Here is a 15,530-nt window from a genome sequence, read left to right on the forward strand (position 1 = left end):
ATATCTTCAGTTGGGTGGTGGCCGGTCGCTTCAGTTGTTTATACGACACCGGCGCCGGCCCGGGCCGTCGCCTCCCCTCCTCGGTTCTCGGTCCTCGGTCCTCGGTGCGCGGACCCGCGCCCGCCGGCCGGACCGCGAGCGCGCCGGTACCCGGTCAGGCGGGCCGGTGCAGGAGGTCCAGCAGGGGTGGGTCGAGCGGCCAGGGGAGGTCGCCGGCTGCGGCGGCCGCGGCGGCGAGGCGCAGGGCGCCCAGCAGGGGCGGGCCGTCGGGCTCACGGAGCCGGGCGGCGGGGAGGCCGACGGTCAGCGCGTCCAGCGTCGCCCGGCGCAGCGGCTCCAGGCGGAAGAGGCCACCGGTCAGCGCGAGTCGGGGGGCGGGGAGACCGGCGGCGCGGGCGGCGGCCGCCGCACTGGCGGCGATCTCCTCCCCCGCCCGCCGGACGAGCGCACCGGCGACCGGGCAGCCCTCCTCGGCCGTGGTCGCCACGTCGGGGGAGAACGCGGCGAGCAGCGCGGCACGGTCCGGGTGCGGCTGGAGCGCCGCCGGGAGGCCGGTCGCCGGGCCGTAGCGGCGTTCGGCCGCCGTCAGCAGCGCGGGCGATCCGCCGGTCCGTCCGTCGTACGCGCGCAGCGCCGCCTCCAGTCCGGCCCGGCCGAGCCAGCTGCCACTTCCGCAGTCGCCGAGCAGGTGGCCCCAGCCGTCGGTGCGCCGCCAGCCGGTCTCCGCGCGGTAGCCGATCGCGACCAGTCCGGTGCCGCCGGCCACGGTCACTCCGGCCCCCGTCCCCAACGCGCCGACGTGCGCGGCGATCGCGTCGCCGGCGAGTACGAGGCGTTCGGTCCCGGTGGCGCGGGCCAGCGGGCCGGGCAGGCGCTCCGCGAGGTCCCGTCCCAGCAGGGCCATCCCGGTGGCACCGACGGCGACCGCGCCGATCCGGGCGCCGGACGGCACCCCGGTCATCAGTTCGGTGAGCGCGGGCAGCAGCCGCCCGAGCAGTGCGTCCGCGTCCTGGCCGGCGGCCGAGGAGGAGACCCGGGCGGCCGCGGCCACCTCGACCGTCCGGGCCCGGGTGAGGTCGGTGGGCCACCCGCCGGGGGCGAGCGCGACCCGGATGCCGGACCCGCCGACGTCGACGCCCACCACCCGGGTGTCCTCGTCCGCGGGTTCCCGCCCTCGGACGGAGTCGAGGCGCCGGCCCGGGCCCGCGCCGGGCCGCTCGTGGTCAGCCACGGTGACGCCGGGAGGTGCGGCCACGGGTGACGGCCTGGTGGGTGCGGTCGAGGGCTTCGGCGGCCTGGGTGTCGAGGCGTTGCGCGAGGCGGACGTAGAGGCAGTCCACCACGGTGAGTTGGGCGGTGCGGCTGACCGTGGCGCCGGTGCGCAGTTCGCTCTCCCGGCCGGCGAAGGTGAGGACGCGGGCGACGGCGGCGGCGAGCGGTGAGCCGGGGTCGCTGGTGAGGGCGACGGTGGTGGCGCCGCGCCGGGCGGCCTCGGTGACCGGGTCGAGGACCTCGGGGGTGCGGCCCGAGTAGGAGATGCCCAGGGCGACGTCGGCGGTGGTCAGATGGGCGGCGCCCATCAGGGCGCGGTGGATGTCGGAGTGGGCCGCGCAGACGAGGCCGAGGTGCTGGAGCTTGTACTCCAGGTCGGCGGCGACCACGGCTCCGGCGCCTGCCGCGTACACCTCGATCCGGCGGGCCGCGGCCAGCGCGTCGACCACCGTGTCCAGGGCGTCGAGGTCGAGTTGGGCGGCGGTGTCCTCGGCGGCCCGGGCGGTGAGGTGGGCCACCTTGGTGACCACGGTGCGAGTGTCGTCCCCGGCCGCGATGTCCCCGTCGGCGCCGACCCGGACGGCGAACTCGTCGGCGGCCGCCACCTGGGCGGCGGCGAGCGCGAGGCGCAGATCGGGGTAGCCGCGCAGGCCGACGGTGCGACAGAACCTCGTCACCGAGGTGTCGGAAACGCCTGCCTCCGCCGCCAGTTGACTGATACTCAGGGCTGCGGCACCGGCCGGGTCGGCCAGCACGCGTTCGGCCACCGCGCGTTCCACCGGCGACAGGGAGGGCAGCCTGCCCCGCAGTCGCACCATCAGAGCCTGGGCCGACGTGCGGTCCACGACATCCCTCCCACATCCTGTTGCCCGCCGATGTTGCTCTTCCACATTCGAAGATTCCTGTGCGAGAATCCTCGACATCCCGACGGGTGTCAACCGCGGGTGTGTCCGAAGTGTGCCACCACGACCCCGGAGAGGAGAGCGCGCCGTGTCCCGTGCCGTCGTCCTCACCACCCGGGCCCACGTGGACTTCTGTCGCGTCACCGCCACCGCCTGTCCGGCCGTGGCGCCCCTTCGCTGACACCCTGCGCCACCCGGCCCACCACCGCCGCGCTCACGCACCCGGCCCACCGAGGATCATCCGTGCCTGCCCCGGCCGTCCCGACCGCACCCGCGCCCACACCGCCCGCACTGACGCCGCCCGCACCGCCCACGCCGCCGCTGCGTGCCGCGTACGTCTTCGACCGCACGCTCGCCGCCGCCGATCCGGACGGGCGTGCGCGCCTGCTCGACGGCCTGGCCATCACCGGGCTCACCACCCTCGTCACCAAGGCCTACGCCGTCACACCCGCCCTGGCCGCCGCCTGCCGCGCCGCCGGACTCCGGCTGCTCGGCAGCCTCGCCTGCCTGAGCGACCACGCCGAACCCGCGGAACGCCGCCGCCCCGACCTCCGGCCGGTGTCCGGCGACGGACGGCCGTGGCAGCGGTTGGAGTGGTACGACGGACTGGTCCCGACCGACCCGGTACACGGTGAGCGGCTCGCCGAGCGGTGCGCCGCCCTGGCGGGCCGCGGGCTCCTCGACGGACTGGTCCTGGACTTCCTGCGCTGGCCCCTGCACTGGGAGTTGGAGCTGCGGCCGGGCGCCCGGCCGCGGGACGCCTCCTACGACCCGACGACACTCGCCGACTTCACCCGCCGCACCGGGATCACCGTCCCGGCCGACCCGGTGGCGGCCCGCGCCGCACTGACCGGCCGCCACCGGGAGCACTGGCTCCGCTACCGGCGCGAGGTGATCACCGGCCTCGCCCGCGACCTGCTCACCGCCGCCCGCCGGGCCCGGCCCGGGCTCCTGACCGGCCTCTTCCTCGTCCCGGAGGAGGACGGCGCGCGCCGGGCGCGGCTGGTCGGCCAGTGCGCGGCGAAGCTGGCGCCGCTGGTCGACGCGCTGCTGCCGATGTCGTACCACGCGATCCTGCACCGCCCGCCGGCCTGGGTCGGCGCGGTCGCCGGGGCGGTCCGGGCGCAGGCCGCCGGCTCGCCGGGGACGGCCGTGGTGCCGGTGGTGCAGACCACCTCGTCGCCCGCGCTCGCCCGGGGCGCCGACTGGGGTCCGCCCGTCACCACCGCCGGGTTCCGGGCCGCCCTGGGTCACGCGCTCGACGCCTCCGGGGGCCGGGACCTCTGTCTCTTCCCCGGCGAGGGCCTGGACGGACCGAAGGCCCGCGCGCTCGCCGACGCCCTCGACTGAAGCGCGGCCGCCGCTCCCCTCCCCGCTCACCGTCCACCACTCCCCCTCCCCGCACACGCCGCTCGACCTCGGGGCCGGGTCCGTCGCCGAACCCTGCCCCGCCCTCACCCCCCGTCCCCGCACCACACCGGGAGCCCCCGTGCACCACCTGCCGCCCACCGAGGCGCGCAATCCCCGCAGCACCGGCATCGACCGGCTCGACGCGCTCGGCGTCCTGCGGCTGATCAACGCCGAGGACGCCACCGTGCCCGCCGCCGTGGCGGCCGCACTGCCGGTGCTGTCGCACGCGGTGGACGCCGCCGTCACCGCCCTGCGGACCGGCCGCACCGTGCACTACGTCGGCGCCGGCTCCTCCGGCCGCTACGCCACCCTCGACGCGGCCGAACTGCCCCCCACCTACGGGCTGGAACCCGGCCGGATCCGGGTCCACCTGGCCGGCGGGCCGGCCGCGCTCACCCGGGCGGCGGAGGACGCCGAGGACAGCGAGGACGCCGGCCGGGCCGCGCTCGCCGAAGCGGTGGCCGGCGACGTGGTGCTCGGCCTCGCCGCCAGCGGCCGGACCCCGTACGTGGCGGGCGCGCTGAGGGCGGCCCGCGCCGCCGGTGCGCTGACCGTCCTGGTGAGCGCCGACCCCGAGGCGCCGCTGGCGGACCTCGTCGACCTGCACGTCTGCGTCGAGTCGGGCCCCGAGGTGATCACCGGCTCGACCCGGATGAAGGCCGGCACCGCGCAGAAGCTGGTGCTGCACGGCTTCTCGACGGCCGTGATGGTCCGGCTCGGCCGCACCTGGTCCAACCTCATGACGGACGTCGCGGCCGGGAACCGCAAGCTCGCCGCTCGCAAACTCACCCTGCTCGCCCAGGCCTCCGGCGCCGGCCCGGAGGCCTGCCGGTCCGCGCTGACCGCCACCGACGGCGAGCTGAAGGCCGCCCTCGTGGTGCTGCTCGCCGACGCCGCCCCGGCCGCCGCGCGCGCCGCGCTGGCGACCGGGGGCGGGACGGTGCGGGGCGCGCTGGACGTGCTCCGCCCGGCGGCCGCCCGATGTCCCGGCGGCGTACCCGCCCGGGCCGCCGAACCGCTCGCCGCGAGCGCTCCTCCCGCCCCGGCCGCACCACATGCGCCACCCGCCACGCCGCCGGCCCCGCGGCAGTGACCGCGGGCGCCCGCGCGCGGCCCACCAGCCCACGCCACCGCACCGCCACACCGCCACACCGCCACACCGCCACACCGCACCGCACCGCAGCAGACCGCACTGACAGAGGAGTCCCACTCATGCACCGCCCCCGCCGCCTCGCCGTCGCACTCGCCGTCGGCGCACTGACCCTGACCGCCTGCGCCTCCACCGGGCGCACCACCGGGTCCTCCGCCGGTCCCGCACCCGCCCCGCAGGAGGCGCTGCCGACCGCCGTCCCGGCCGGCACCGAGATCCGGATCGGCGACCAGAACGCCCAGTTCGAGACGCTGCTCAAGGCCTCCGCCCAGGACCAGGGCACCGCGTACAAGCTCGGGTACAACGCCTTCCAGGGTGGCCCCGCGATCCTGGAGGCCTTCCGCGCCGGCTCGCTCGACGTCGGCATCGTCGCGGAGACGCCCGCCATCTTCGCCCAAGCCGCCCAACAGGACGTCAAGGTGGTCGGCGTCGCCCAGACCAGCCGCTCCGCCGTCCACCTGGTGACCTCGCCCGGCAACCCGGCGCGGACCGTCGCCGAGCTCAAGGGCAAGAAGATCGCCTACACCGAGGGCACCACCTTCCAGCCCGCCGTCCTCAACGCGCTCAAGCGCGCCGGGCTGAAGACCACCGACGTCACCCTGGTCAACCTCCAGGTCCTGGACATCCCCGCCGCGCTGCAGAGCGGTCAGATCGACGCCGCCGCCCTCACCGAGCCGCTCGCCTCCAAGTACCTGCTGCCCAACGCCGAGAAGGGCGCGCACGAGATCACCGACGACAAGGACCTCACCAGCGGCCTGCTGCTGCTCATCACCAGCGGCAAGACCCTCCGGGACCCGGCGCGGACCGCCGCGCTGGCCGATCTGACCGCCCGCTGGGTCAAGGCGCTGACCTGGCAGAACGCCAACGAGGCCGGGTGGGTGGAGCAGTACTACGTGAAGAAGCAGAACATCCCCGCCGCCACCGGGACGCAGATCTACCGCAACACCGGCACCGCGGTGTTTCCCCCCTACGACCAGGCCGTCGCCGACCACCAGGCCATCGCCGACCTCCTCGCGGACGCCAGGGCGCTCCCCGGGAAGCTCGACGTGTCGGGCGAGTTCGACCGCCGCTTCGAGGCCGTCCAACGCCAGGCCCTGGCCGGCTGAGCGGCACCCGGCGCTCCCCCGAGAGGACCACCGTGACCGTCACCACCCCGCTCGCGCCCACCCACCCCCACACCCCCGTCCCGACCGGCCCGACCGGCCCGACCCGGCGAGTGCGCCGACCCCGCGGGCCGGTGGGCCGGCCGCGCCGCCGGATCCCGTTCTCCCGCGCCCTCGGGCCGGTGCTGCTGCTCGTCCTCTGGTGGCTGGCCTCGGCCACCGGGCTGCTCGACCCGCAGACCCTCGCGCCGCCCACCGACATCGCCGCCACCTTCGGCGACCTGGTCCGGTCCGGCGAACTCCAGGAGCACCTGCTGATCTCCCTGCGGCGAGCCTCCCTCGGGCTCGGCTTCGGCGTGGCCGCCGGACTGCTGCTCGCGCTCGCCGCCGGGCTCAGCCGGGTCGGCGAAGCACTGATCGACGGCACGGTGCAGCTCGTCCGCTCGCTGCCGATCCTCGCCCTGGTGCCGCTGGCCATCATCTGGTTCGGCATCGGCGAGGAGGTCAAGGTGATCCTGGTGGCGCTCGGCACGCTCGTCCCGGTCTATCTGAACACCCACGCCGGGCTCACCGGCCTGGACCCCCGGTACGCGGAGCTGGCGCAGACCGTCGACCTGACGGCCGCCGGGTTCCTGCGGCGGGTCGCCCTGCCCGGGGCCGCGCCGGGATTCTTCACCGGGCTGCGGATGTCGGTGACCATCTCCTGGCTGGTGCTGGTGGTCAGCGAACAGATCAACGCCTCCAGCGGCATCGGCTACCTGATGACACAGGCCCGCACCTTCGGCCGCACCGACGTCATCGTCGTCGGCCTGGTCGTCTACGGCCTGCTCGGCCTGCTCTCGGACACCCTGGTCCGCCTGCTCGAAAGGAGGGCGCTGGCATGGCGCCGCACCCTGGCCTGACCGCCGGCCCCGTCCCCGGTTCGGAGCGCACCGACCCGCGCGCCGGCAGCGTCGACGGGACCGGGCCCGCCGTCCGGCTGCGCGGGCTCACCCGCGCGTTCGACGGCCGCACCGTCCTGGACGGCGTCGACCTCGACCTGGCGCCCGGCGAGTTCACCGCCCTGCTCGGCCACAGCGGCTCCGGGAAGTCCACCCTGCTGCGGGCCCTCGGCCGACTGGACGGCTACGGGTACGGGTACGACGGCCGTACCCGCATCGGCGCCGGCCGCGGCAACACGCCCGGAGCGACCGGCACCGGCACGGCGGACACCCCCGACCGCGTCTCGGTGGTCTTCCAGGACGCGCGGCTGCTGCCCTGGGCACGGGTCCTGGAGAACGTGGTGCTCGGTCTCCCCGGCCCCGACGCCGAGGAGACCGGACGGACCGTGCTCGCCGAGGTCGGTCTGACCGGCCGCGAACGGGACTGGCCGGCCGTCCTGTCCGGCGGCGAGGCGCAACGCGCGGCGCTCGCCCGGGCCCTCGTCCGGCAGCCCGAACTGCTGCTGTTGGACGAGCCGTTCGGCGCCCTCGACGCGCTCACCCGACTGCGGATGCACGCCCTGCTGCGCCGGCTCTGCGCCCGGTACCGGCCGTGCGTGCTGCTGGTGACCCACGACATCGACGAGGCGCTGGCGCTCGCCGACCGGGTGCTGGTGCTGACCGATGGCCGGATCTCGCACGACCTGCGGCCGTCCCCCGCCGGCTCGGTGGACGCTCCGTCGGGCACGTCACCGGACGGCTCGCCCGGCGGCGGCGCCGACGGTCGGCCGAGCTCCCGTGCGGAGCTGCGGGGCGAGCTGCTGGCCGCGCTCGGCGTGGAGGAGTGAAGGACGGGCGGGCGGGCTAGACCCGGTGGCCCGGTCCGCCCGCCCGTCGGCCACCTCCTCAGGACCCTCGGCATCGACCACATCCCACTGCCAGAGAGGAAGCCGAGGTCGGTCCGTTGAATGCCCGACTGCGAATTCGCGAGAAGATCCAGGAGGTTCGGGCCGGGTCTGCAGCATTCGCCCCGGCGCCGCTACCCACCGGCGCCGGGGCGAACGATCGAGCGGTGGTCGGCTCGGCAGGACTCGTCCGGGCGGTCGCGAACCACGGACCCGGCCCTCCCCCGAGTGGCCCGCGATCCCCGACAGGCTGTCAGGCTCCGGACAATGCAAGAACTGTCCGGAAGATGATCGTCAGCTCGTCAGACGAGCCTGTGACCTGTGCCGTCACAGAACCATCACACCAGTTCTGGTCGGAATTGGTCTCGACCATTGCAATGTCTTCACATTCGGAGGAGGCTCCTCGGCGAAGCGCAGGGGGCACAGACCCTGGCGCTCACCAATGGGAGGAAGACCACTCATGTCGCTTCGCAAGGCATTCTCCGCCGTGGCCGTGGCCGGGCTCGTGGCCGGCGGCGCCCTGATCGCCGCCCCGACCGCCCAGGCGTCCACCTACACCTACATCGGCATCTACCCGACCGCCGCCAGCTGCCACGCGGCCGGCCAGGCGTACGTGAACAGCCACCAGGCCATCGTCTACTTCTGCGACACCACCACCGAGACCGGCCCGGCGCGGCTCTCCGTCGTCCTCTACTGAGCCACCGGAACGCACTGGTGGTGGGCCGCACGACCGGCGGCCCACCATCGTTCGACGAGCTGGAAAAAGACGGTCGAGGAGTCGAGGGCCTCGATCTCCCGGCCGCGCGGCGGTAGCCGGTGATCCGGCTTCGCCGTTCCTTCTTCTGTCCACCGCCTGCGTGATGCCGAGGTCTCGGTCGGCCTGAGCGAGCGAAGCCGGACGCGGTGGAGGCGCGGTTCGGCTTCCGGTTCGTGGCCGACCACCGGGTCCCCCTGACTGCCGGGCTGCCCCTGGGTAGTGGCTGGCCGGCCCGCGTCTTCTCCGTGCGGCATCGTCACTCCCCCTGCTGACTCGCAGGCACAGCCCGCTGGCGCCCATCCGGGCGGACGGCGAGGATGGGTGGATGCGACGAGATCTCGTTGTGGTGGGTGCGCCGACCAGTGCGGGCAGCTACGCACCCGGCCAGGAGGCCGCACCAAGCGTGTTGCGCGAGCTGGGCCTGATCGACGGCCTGAGGGCGGCGGGCCGCCGGGTACGGGATGCGGGGGACGGGCCGCTGCAGGTGTGGGCTCCCGACCCGCAGCACCCGCGGGCCCAGAACCTCACGGCAGTGGTCAAAGCCGTCAGGGCGGTCGCCGACCACGTCGCCGGAGCGTTGGAGGAGGACGCGGACGTTCTGGTCATCGGCGGCAACTGCACCGTCGCACTGGGCGTGATGGCAGCTCTCACGGATCGCGACCCGGACGCCGGCCTGCTCTACATCGACCGGCACTTCGACCTCAACACACCCGCGAGCACCCGCGAGGGCGCCCTCGACTGGATGGGGCTCGCCCACGGACTGGACCTGCCCGGAGCCGCGGAGCCGCTGGCGGCCGCCTTCGCCCACCGCCCGCTGCTCACCCCGGACCGGCTCCACCTCCTCGGCATCGACCCCGAGGCCGCCACCTCCTGGGAACGCGAGCAGGCAAGAGGCTTGGACCTGCGATGGGGCTCGCACACCGACCTCGCCACCACGCCGGGACCCGAGGTGACACGGGCCCTCAGTACGCTCCCGTCCGGCCCCCTGGCCGTGCACCTCGATGTCGACGTCCTGGACTTCACCGACGCGCCGCTCGCGGAAAGCACGGACGGCCGCAACAGCGGCCCCACGCTCGACGCCCTGTCCGAGGCACTGGACACCGCCTGCCGGGACCCGCGCTTCCGAGCACTCTCGATCTGCGAGCTCAACCCTGCCCGCGCCGCCGGAAACCCCGCCGTTCTGCATCGGTTCATTGCAAGCCTTCAACACGCCCTGCGCGCAGCCCCGTGAACTGCGGCCGGGGACACCGGGGGCCTCCTCCGAACCCGCGCCGCCCCTCCGGAAATTGGCTGACCACCGACATCGGCGCACTCGACGTCCACGCCCGGGGCGAACCGCGGCCCATCAGTGGTGCCGGCGGGCGTTGAGCCGGGCAACCTGGCGCGTCAGACAGTCTCGCTCGGCGAGGTCGGGTTCCCTCGGGGCCGCCTCGGCGGTGACGTCGACGTCACCCGGGGCAGCGCCTCACCCCCCGACCCGAGCACCGGTTCGCTGCTGCCGGCGGCCCCCCGGAGCCCGCCGGCCTGTTGCCGGCCATCCAGGGCTGATCACGGCCCGGGAGCTGTCCGGCGAGCGCCCGCCGCCGATCGTCGCAGGATCCCCGGCAGAGGCCAGGTCCTGCAGTCGGGACAGTACAGGGCGAATCCCGGGGCGGTCGCCCCGCTCCTCAAGGTCGGTCACTGTCCGTGCTTGCCAGCGGGTCCATCTAGCCGAGGCTGCGGCGCACAGCGCCGCCGGTCGCCCCCGGCACACCGGCCGGGCATGCGGCCCGGCGGCCGGTCCGGTCCAGGCCGTAAGCCGGCTCGCCGGTAGGGCAAGGCCTCGCACGGGCGTCCTGCACCCGACCGGCCGTGCCGGTCCGCCTCCAGAAGACCCCGGCGCCGTAAGGTCCTCTCCGAGGAGACCAGGCTGACCGGTCGCGCGGACCGGGGCGCCGGAAGGCGTCGGGCCACGGGAAGAACGAGACGAAGGGCTGGCACGACACATGCAACAGCGCAGTCTGCGGGACCTCCAGGTGTCGGCCATCGGCCTCGGCTGCATGGGGATGTCCGCCTTCTACGGCACGGCCGACCAGGACGAGGGCGTCGCGACCATCCGGCGCGCCCTGGACCTCGGCATCACCTTCCTCGACACGGCGCAGGTCTACGGACCGCTCACCAACGAGTCCCTGGTCGGCGAGGCCGTCCGGGGACACCGTGACGAGTACGTGATCGCCACGAAGTTCAACTACCGCATGGACAGCGCCGTTCCGGGCGACATGTCGACCGTGGGCCGCCAGGACGGCTCGGCCGAGCACGTCCGCAGCTCCGTCCACGGCTCACTCGCGCGGCTCCGCACCGACCGCATCGATCTGTACTACCAGCACCGGGTCGACCCGACCGTGCCCATCGAGGAGACCGTCGGCGCGCTCGGCGAACTGGTCGCCGAGGGAAAGGTGCGGTACATCGGGCTGAGCGAGGCGAGCGGCGAGACCATCCGCCGCGCCCACGCCGTCCACCCGGTCACCGCCGTCCAGAGCGAGTACTCGCTCTGGACGCGGGACGTGGAGGCCGAGGTGCTCCCCACGTGCCGGGAGCTCGGAATCGGCTTCGTGCCGTACTCCCCACTCGGCCGCGGCTTCCTCGCGGGCCGCTTCAGCTCCCCGGACGAGCTCGACAAGGACGACTTCCGCCGCACCAATCCGCGCTTCGCCGAGGCCAATCTGGCGGCCAACCTCCGGCTCGCCGAGAAGGTGAAGGAGATCGCCACGGAGAAGCACGTCACCCCGGCCCAACTGGCAATCGCCTGGGTACTGGCCCGCGGTGAGGACCTCGTGCCGATCCCGGGCACCAAGCGCCGCACCTACCTGGAGCAGAACGCGGACGCGGTCGACGTCGAGTTGACCGATGAGGACCTGGCCCGCATCGAGGCCGAGTTGCCCGAGGTGGAGGGCGAACGCTATGACGAGGACGGAATGCGCGCGGTGAACCGCTGAACGACTGCCGCTGACCGGATGGGTGGCAGCCACGGCAGCAGGCGGGCCTGTACCGGATCGTGCTGAACAAGGACAGCGCCTGCCGCGCGACGTCCCGGTCGGCGGACGGTGTGGAGTGGCCGGGACACCGGTCCGGTGGCCCCGCCGTACACGTCGCGAGGCGTTGGCGCTCTGCGCGTAGCCGCCTCGCTCGCCTTGCGGCCGTCGTCCCGTTCGTGGGACGGTGCTGCGTCCAGCCTCTCGTGAGTCCGGCCTGCCGGGACTCTTCGTTCTCCGCTCGCTCGGCCCCCCAACTGGCAGTGCGGAAGCGGTCGTCAGCCTATGGAGGCCCGCGTAAAGCGCCCGCCCGATGCGCCGGTGAACACGACCCCGTTGTGGGCGAACCGCCACCCCTTGTCACAGAAGCGGTTGCGGAGTTCCTTCATCCCGAGCCGGTGTTTCCCTGTGTACTTGGCGCGGATCCACCGCATCAGCCGGCCCCAGGTGTGGGAGTCGACTGCGGTGAGGATCGCCTTTGACACCCCGTGTCGGAAGAAGTTCGCCCATCCCGCCAGGCTCCGGTTGACGCTGCGAAGCCGCTCGTCCAGCTCCATGTGGCGGGTCGATCTGTACGTCTGCTCCCGTACCTCGTCCTTGATCGACGCGATGGCCTTGTGGGACGGTTTGGTGTAGACGTAGTGCTTCGTGGTCCCTCGCTTCCGCCGGCTGCGGATGTTGTGCCCGAGGAAGTCAAAGCCCTCGTCGATGTGGACTACCCGGGTCTTCTCCGGTGCCGGCCGCAGCCCCAGCGGGGCGAGTACGGCCGCCACCTCCTCACGCAGGCTCTCGGCATGGTGGCGGTTTCCCGAGACCACCAGGACGAAATCATCCGCATAGCGGATGATGCGCCAGTTACCGAGGCCGTCCTTCTTGCACTTGGATCGCCGATACGGTGTCCCCATGTCGCGATGCCATTGCTGGTCGAAATGGTCGTCCGGCGCGGACAGCGCGATGTTGGCGAGCAGCGGCGATAGGATCCCTCCCGGTGGAGTCCCCGTCAGTGACTCTTCCCGATTTCCGAGTTCGGTAAGGATCCCGGATTTCAGGAACGCTTTCACCAGCCCGCAGATACGCTTGTCCTTGATCCTTACCCGGAAGCGATCCATCAATGCCGTGTGATTGATCTCGTCAAAACAGGCTTTGATGTCGCACTCCAGCACCCAGTGGTGCCTCGCCCTGCCGCTCCTTCCGGTGCTTCGCTTCTTCGGACTCGTTCTGCTCGTGGCGGCCATCGTGGCTCTTGTCTGGCCGAACGAGCAGGAGAGCCGGGCCTGGTTCGAGGCAGAGCGCACCACGCCGCGAGAAGTCCTGGTCTTCACCCAGGCCGCTTACCTCTCCTGGCTGGAGTCTGCTCCTGGTGCTCCTGGAACGACGACACCGAGGTCACAGCGGCCCTGGCCTGGTCCCTGCCGACGCTGCGCCGCTGACGCCGGGCGTTCGTGGTAGAGGACTCGCCTCCCGAACGACGTGCCCATCGCCGAGGGCGGAACTGCCTGCGGCGCGAACGACGCCGTGGGCAACCGCTTCGAGTGCTGGACGTCGGTCGACGACTTCGTCGGCTACCTCGACATCCCCGATGGCAAGGGCGGCCACCCCATGGACTGCTGGTCCGACGCGACCGGCAACAGCCAGGTCTGGCACTTCCGGCCGGCCAGCTACCGGGGCTGACCGGACCGGTCGGCAGCCAACACTGCGGCAGCACCGTGCCCTGAGTACCTCGCAGCACCCGGGAGGACATCCTCTCCACCTGCCCGAAGATCCGCTTCTCGGAGGTGTCCACTGTTCGGGGTGAAGCCCGGAGTGGGCCGTGGGCCCTACTCGCTGACAGTTGTGGAGAAGCGGACGGTGCGGGGGTCCCGCTCGTCGCCGCGGCGTTCGAGGAGCACGCTGTAGAGCTCCGGCCGTCGGCCGCGGAGCCAGCGCTGTCCTGTGGACATCGGCAGCAAGCCGAGGTCGAGGTCGGCCGTGACCATGGCGTCAACCGCCGCCCACGTTTCGCTCAGCACGCGGCCGTACGGGTCGATGATCATCGCGTTGCCGGTCCGGACCTCATTGTCGTCGCGCCCCACACCGTTGCTGAACACCACGAACACTCCGTTGTCGTGGGCCCGGGCCGGCAACCACCGCATGAGCCACCCGCGACCATGAGGTCCCCGGAACGCGGCCTCGATCGACTCCGGGTCCTGGTGCCGGTTCTCCCACAGCTCCATCGGGATCGGCTTCATGCCGTGCGGGCTGCGGGAGTCGGTCCCGCCGGTCTGGTGCGGCGCGACGAGTACCTGCGCGCCCAGCAGGGCAGTGGCCCGTACGTTTTCGACGAGATTGTTGTCCCAGCAGATCAGCACACCGACCCGCACGCCCCACGGAGTGTCGAAGACCGTGTAGCGGTCCCCGCTGGCGATTGCCTCGTGCTCGAACGCGTGCAGCTTCCGATGGACATGAACCGCCCCGTCAGGAAGGCAGATCGCATACGAGTTGAACAGCTGCCCGTCCTCGGCACGCTCCAGGAACCCGATGCCGATTCCCAGCCCCAGATCGCACGCGAGCCGGGCGACCGCGCTCACCGACGGACCGTCCGACGCCTCGGCCACCTCTTCCAGGTAGGCCACCGGGCTCTTGGTCAGGTGCCAGTAGCCGAGCAGGCACATTTCTGGCAGCGCAACCAGCTGCACCTCGTCAGCAGCAGCGGCTCTCGCGTAGTGCTCCACCCGCGCGAGGTTGAAGGCCTTGTCGCCCGGCCGGGACTCGAACTGCACGGCCGCGGTGCGCACAACGGTGGATTGCGACATCGAAACTCCCTCAAAGGTCGATTGCTTCCAGTACACCGGCCCCCATTCCATTCGTCCAATGAATCCTTGGAGCCGTGCCATACACTGAAGGAATGGAAGTGCGCTTGCTACGTGCCTTCGTCACCCTTGCCGGCCATCGGACCTTCGGTGCCACCGCCGAGGTGTTGTCGATCACTCAACCCGCCCTGACCAAGCAGATCCAGGCCCTGGAGGCGCAGGCCGGTGGCCTGCTCTTCAAGCGCGGCAGGCACGGCGCCGAACCGACCGAGCTGGGCCGGGCTCTCCTCCCCGACGCCCAGGAGATCGTCGACCGCGCCGACGCCCTGGTGCTGCGGGCCCATCGGATCGCCGATGGCGAGACCGGCCACCTGTCGATCGGCTTCGGAATGTCCAGCATCGATCTCGCGCCACGTGACGTGGCCGAGTTCCGCCGCCGCCACCCCGGGATCGGCGTCACGCTGGACGACATGTCGTCCAGCGTGCAGGTGGAGCGGGTACGCCGAGGCGAACTGGACGCGGGATACATCCGGCTGCCGGCCGGGGACGGCCTGGAAGTGCTCGAACTCAGTAGCGACTCCCTGGCCTTGGCATCCCCGCCCGACAGGGCTCGACGACCGCTGACCGATCCTGCGGACGTCGGCGCGGCAATGGAGGAGTACGGGCTGGTTCAGTTGGCGCGAGCGAGAGGACCGGGCCTCGCCGGACAGGTGGACACCTACCTGGCCGCGTGCGAGCTTCATCCGGAGGTGATCCAGCACGCCAATGACCTGCAGACCGTGCTTGCCCTGGTGGCAGCCGGGGTGGGTGCTGCGTTGGTACCCGAAAGGGTCCGCAGCATCGCACCGGCCCAAGTCTCGATCACCCCGATCGACCACCCGGCCGCGCGCTGGCAGGTCGGAGTGGTGTGGGATCCCGACCGTCCGCCGCGGGCGCTCACCAAATTCCTCGAGGTGGTGCGGGCGCTTTCACGCCCGTAGCAGCACGGCGCCGCGCCGGCTGCCTTCGTCGAGCGCGAGGGGCATGCTCGTCTGTCTCGCCCACGCAGGGAGCGCGGGGGGGCATGCCCATCGGGCGCCGGCGCTTCACCGGCCGATGAGGCCTGGTCACACCGGGATCGGTGCTCGGCTCGTCCCGCCCTGCCCGTCGGAGGGGGTGGCGGCCGGTCGCTGTACGGCGGGCTCGGTGGCCCCGGCGGCCTCGGCCGGTTCGATGGCTGGGAGGGGGCCCGGCCCGGCGTCGGTGCGGGGTTCGTCCTCGTGCAGGGCACCGGCCTCGGCCTTGAGGATGCGCATGGAGCGGCCGAGCCAC

At 73.0% G+C, this 15,530-nt stretch carries 15 protein-coding genes; 10 read left to right on the forward strand and 5 right to left on the reverse strand.

The features are described from left to right. Nucleotides 1–154: 154 nt before the first annotated feature. Both ACFVYI_RS27855 and ACFVYI_RS27860 read right to left on the reverse strand, forming a co-directional pair. Entirely contained in the window at nucleotides 155–1,255 is a 1,101-nt protein-coding gene (locus ACFVYI_RS27855) for an N-acetylglucosamine kinase (protein ID WP_387890485.1), read from the reverse strand. Then, nucleotides 1,224–2,117, reverse strand: coding sequence for a MurR/RpiR family transcriptional regulator (locus ACFVYI_RS27860; RefSeq protein ID WP_387890487.1), 894 nt, complete (start codon nucleotides 2,115–2,117; stop codon nucleotides 1,224–1,226). The genes ACFVYI_RS27855 and ACFVYI_RS27860 overlap by 32 nt, the downstream gene beginning before the upstream one ends. 300 nt (nucleotides 2,118–2,417) lie before the next feature. Here ACFVYI_RS27860 and ACFVYI_RS27865 point away from each other — a divergent pair, with 300 nt between their 5' ends. From ACFVYI_RS27865 to ACFVYI_RS27900, 8 genes are all read left to right on the forward strand, one after another. Further along, on the forward strand, nucleotides 2,418–3,524 hold the full coding sequence (locus ACFVYI_RS27865; protein ID WP_387890490.1) for a hypothetical protein: 1,107 nt from the start codon (nucleotides 2,418–2,420) through the stop codon (nucleotides 3,522–3,524). Nucleotides 3,525–3,663: 139 nt separating this feature from the next. After that, nucleotides 3,664–4,677, forward strand: coding sequence for an N-acetylmuramic acid 6-phosphate etherase (locus tag ACFVYI_RS27870; RefSeq protein WP_387890493.1), 1,014 nt, complete (start codon nucleotides 3,664–3,666; stop codon nucleotides 4,675–4,677). A gap of 119 nt (nucleotides 4,678–4,796) precedes the next feature. Further along, nucleotides 4,797–5,840: an ABC transporter substrate-binding protein gene (locus ACFVYI_RS27875; protein ID WP_387890496.1), complete on the forward strand. Its 1,044-nt coding sequence runs from the start codon at nucleotides 4,797–4,799 to the stop codon at nucleotides 5,838–5,840. A gap of 32 nt (nucleotides 5,841–5,872) precedes the next feature. Continuing rightward, the gene (locus ACFVYI_RS27880) at nucleotides 5,873–6,739 is read left to right on the forward strand and encodes an ABC transporter permease (RefSeq protein ID WP_387890499.1); all 867 of its coding nucleotides are present in this window, start codon (nucleotides 5,873–5,875) and stop codon (nucleotides 6,737–6,739) included. Then, the gene (locus tag ACFVYI_RS27885; RefSeq protein WP_387890501.1) at nucleotides 6,718–7,605 is read left to right on the forward strand and encodes an ABC transporter ATP-binding protein; all 888 of its coding nucleotides are present in this window, start codon (nucleotides 6,718–6,720) and stop codon (nucleotides 7,603–7,605) included. Before ACFVYI_RS27880 ends, ACFVYI_RS27885 begins: the two co-directional genes overlap by 22 nt. A 517-nt stretch (nucleotides 7,606–8,122) precedes the next feature. Then, a complete protein-coding gene (locus tag ACFVYI_RS27890; protein WP_387890504.1) occupies nucleotides 8,123–8,359 on the forward strand; it encodes a hypothetical protein in 237 nt (78 codons plus the stop codon). 385 nt (nucleotides 8,360–8,744) lie between these two features. Next, complete coding sequence (locus ACFVYI_RS27895; protein ID WP_387890507.1) at nucleotides 8,745–9,650, forward strand: arginase family protein; 906 nt, start codon at nucleotides 8,745–8,747, stop codon at nucleotides 9,648–9,650. A gap of 754 nt (nucleotides 9,651–10,404) precedes the next feature. Then, nucleotides 10,405–11,394 (forward strand): aldo/keto reductase, encoded by a 990-nt coding sequence (locus tag ACFVYI_RS27900; protein WP_387890510.1) that lies wholly within the window; start codon nucleotides 10,405–10,407, stop codon nucleotides 11,392–11,394. A gap of 314 nt (nucleotides 11,395–11,708) precedes the next feature. On the opposite strand, the gene ACFVYI_RS27905 is transcribed toward ACFVYI_RS27900, so the two are convergent. Beyond that, the gene (locus ACFVYI_RS27905; protein WP_387890512.1) at nucleotides 11,709–12,665 is read right to left on the reverse strand and encodes a reverse transcriptase domain-containing protein; all 957 of its coding nucleotides are present in this window, start codon (nucleotides 12,663–12,665) and stop codon (nucleotides 11,709–11,711) included. Between the two features lie 235 nt (nucleotides 12,666–12,900). On the opposite strand from ACFVYI_RS27905, the gene ACFVYI_RS27910 reads away from it, so the two are divergent. Beyond that, the gene (locus ACFVYI_RS27910; protein ID WP_387890514.1) at nucleotides 12,901–13,101 is read left to right on the forward strand and encodes a hypothetical protein; all 201 of its coding nucleotides are present in this window, start codon (nucleotides 12,901–12,903) and stop codon (nucleotides 13,099–13,101) included. Nucleotides 13,102–13,247: 146 nt separating this feature from the next. Here ACFVYI_RS27910 and ACFVYI_RS27915 read toward each other — a convergent pair whose 3' ends face one another. Then, complete coding sequence (locus ACFVYI_RS27915; RefSeq protein ID WP_387890517.1) at nucleotides 13,248–14,222, reverse strand: nitrilase family protein; 975 nt, start codon at nucleotides 14,220–14,222, stop codon at nucleotides 13,248–13,250. Between the two features lie 92 nt (nucleotides 14,223–14,314). Here ACFVYI_RS27915 and ACFVYI_RS27920 point away from each other — a divergent pair, with 92 nt between their 5' ends. Further along, the gene (locus tag ACFVYI_RS27920; RefSeq protein WP_387890519.1) at nucleotides 14,315–15,199 is read left to right on the forward strand and encodes a LysR family transcriptional regulator; all 885 of its coding nucleotides are present in this window, start codon (nucleotides 14,315–14,317) and stop codon (nucleotides 15,197–15,199) included. Nucleotides 15,200–15,325: 126 nt separating this feature from the next. Here ACFVYI_RS27920 and ACFVYI_RS27925 read toward each other — a convergent pair whose 3' ends face one another. Further along, nucleotides 15,326–15,514, reverse strand: a complete 189-nt coding sequence (locus tag ACFVYI_RS27925) for a hypothetical protein (protein WP_387890522.1) — start codon at nucleotides 15,512–15,514, stop codon at nucleotides 15,326–15,328. Between the last annotated feature and the right edge of the window lie 16 nt (nucleotides 15,515–15,530).

Origin of the sequence: Kitasatospora sp. NPDC058218 (genome assembly GCF_042882445.1) — a bacterium.
Lineage (GTDB): Bacteria > Actinomycetota > Actinomycetes > Streptomycetales > Streptomycetaceae > Kitasatospora.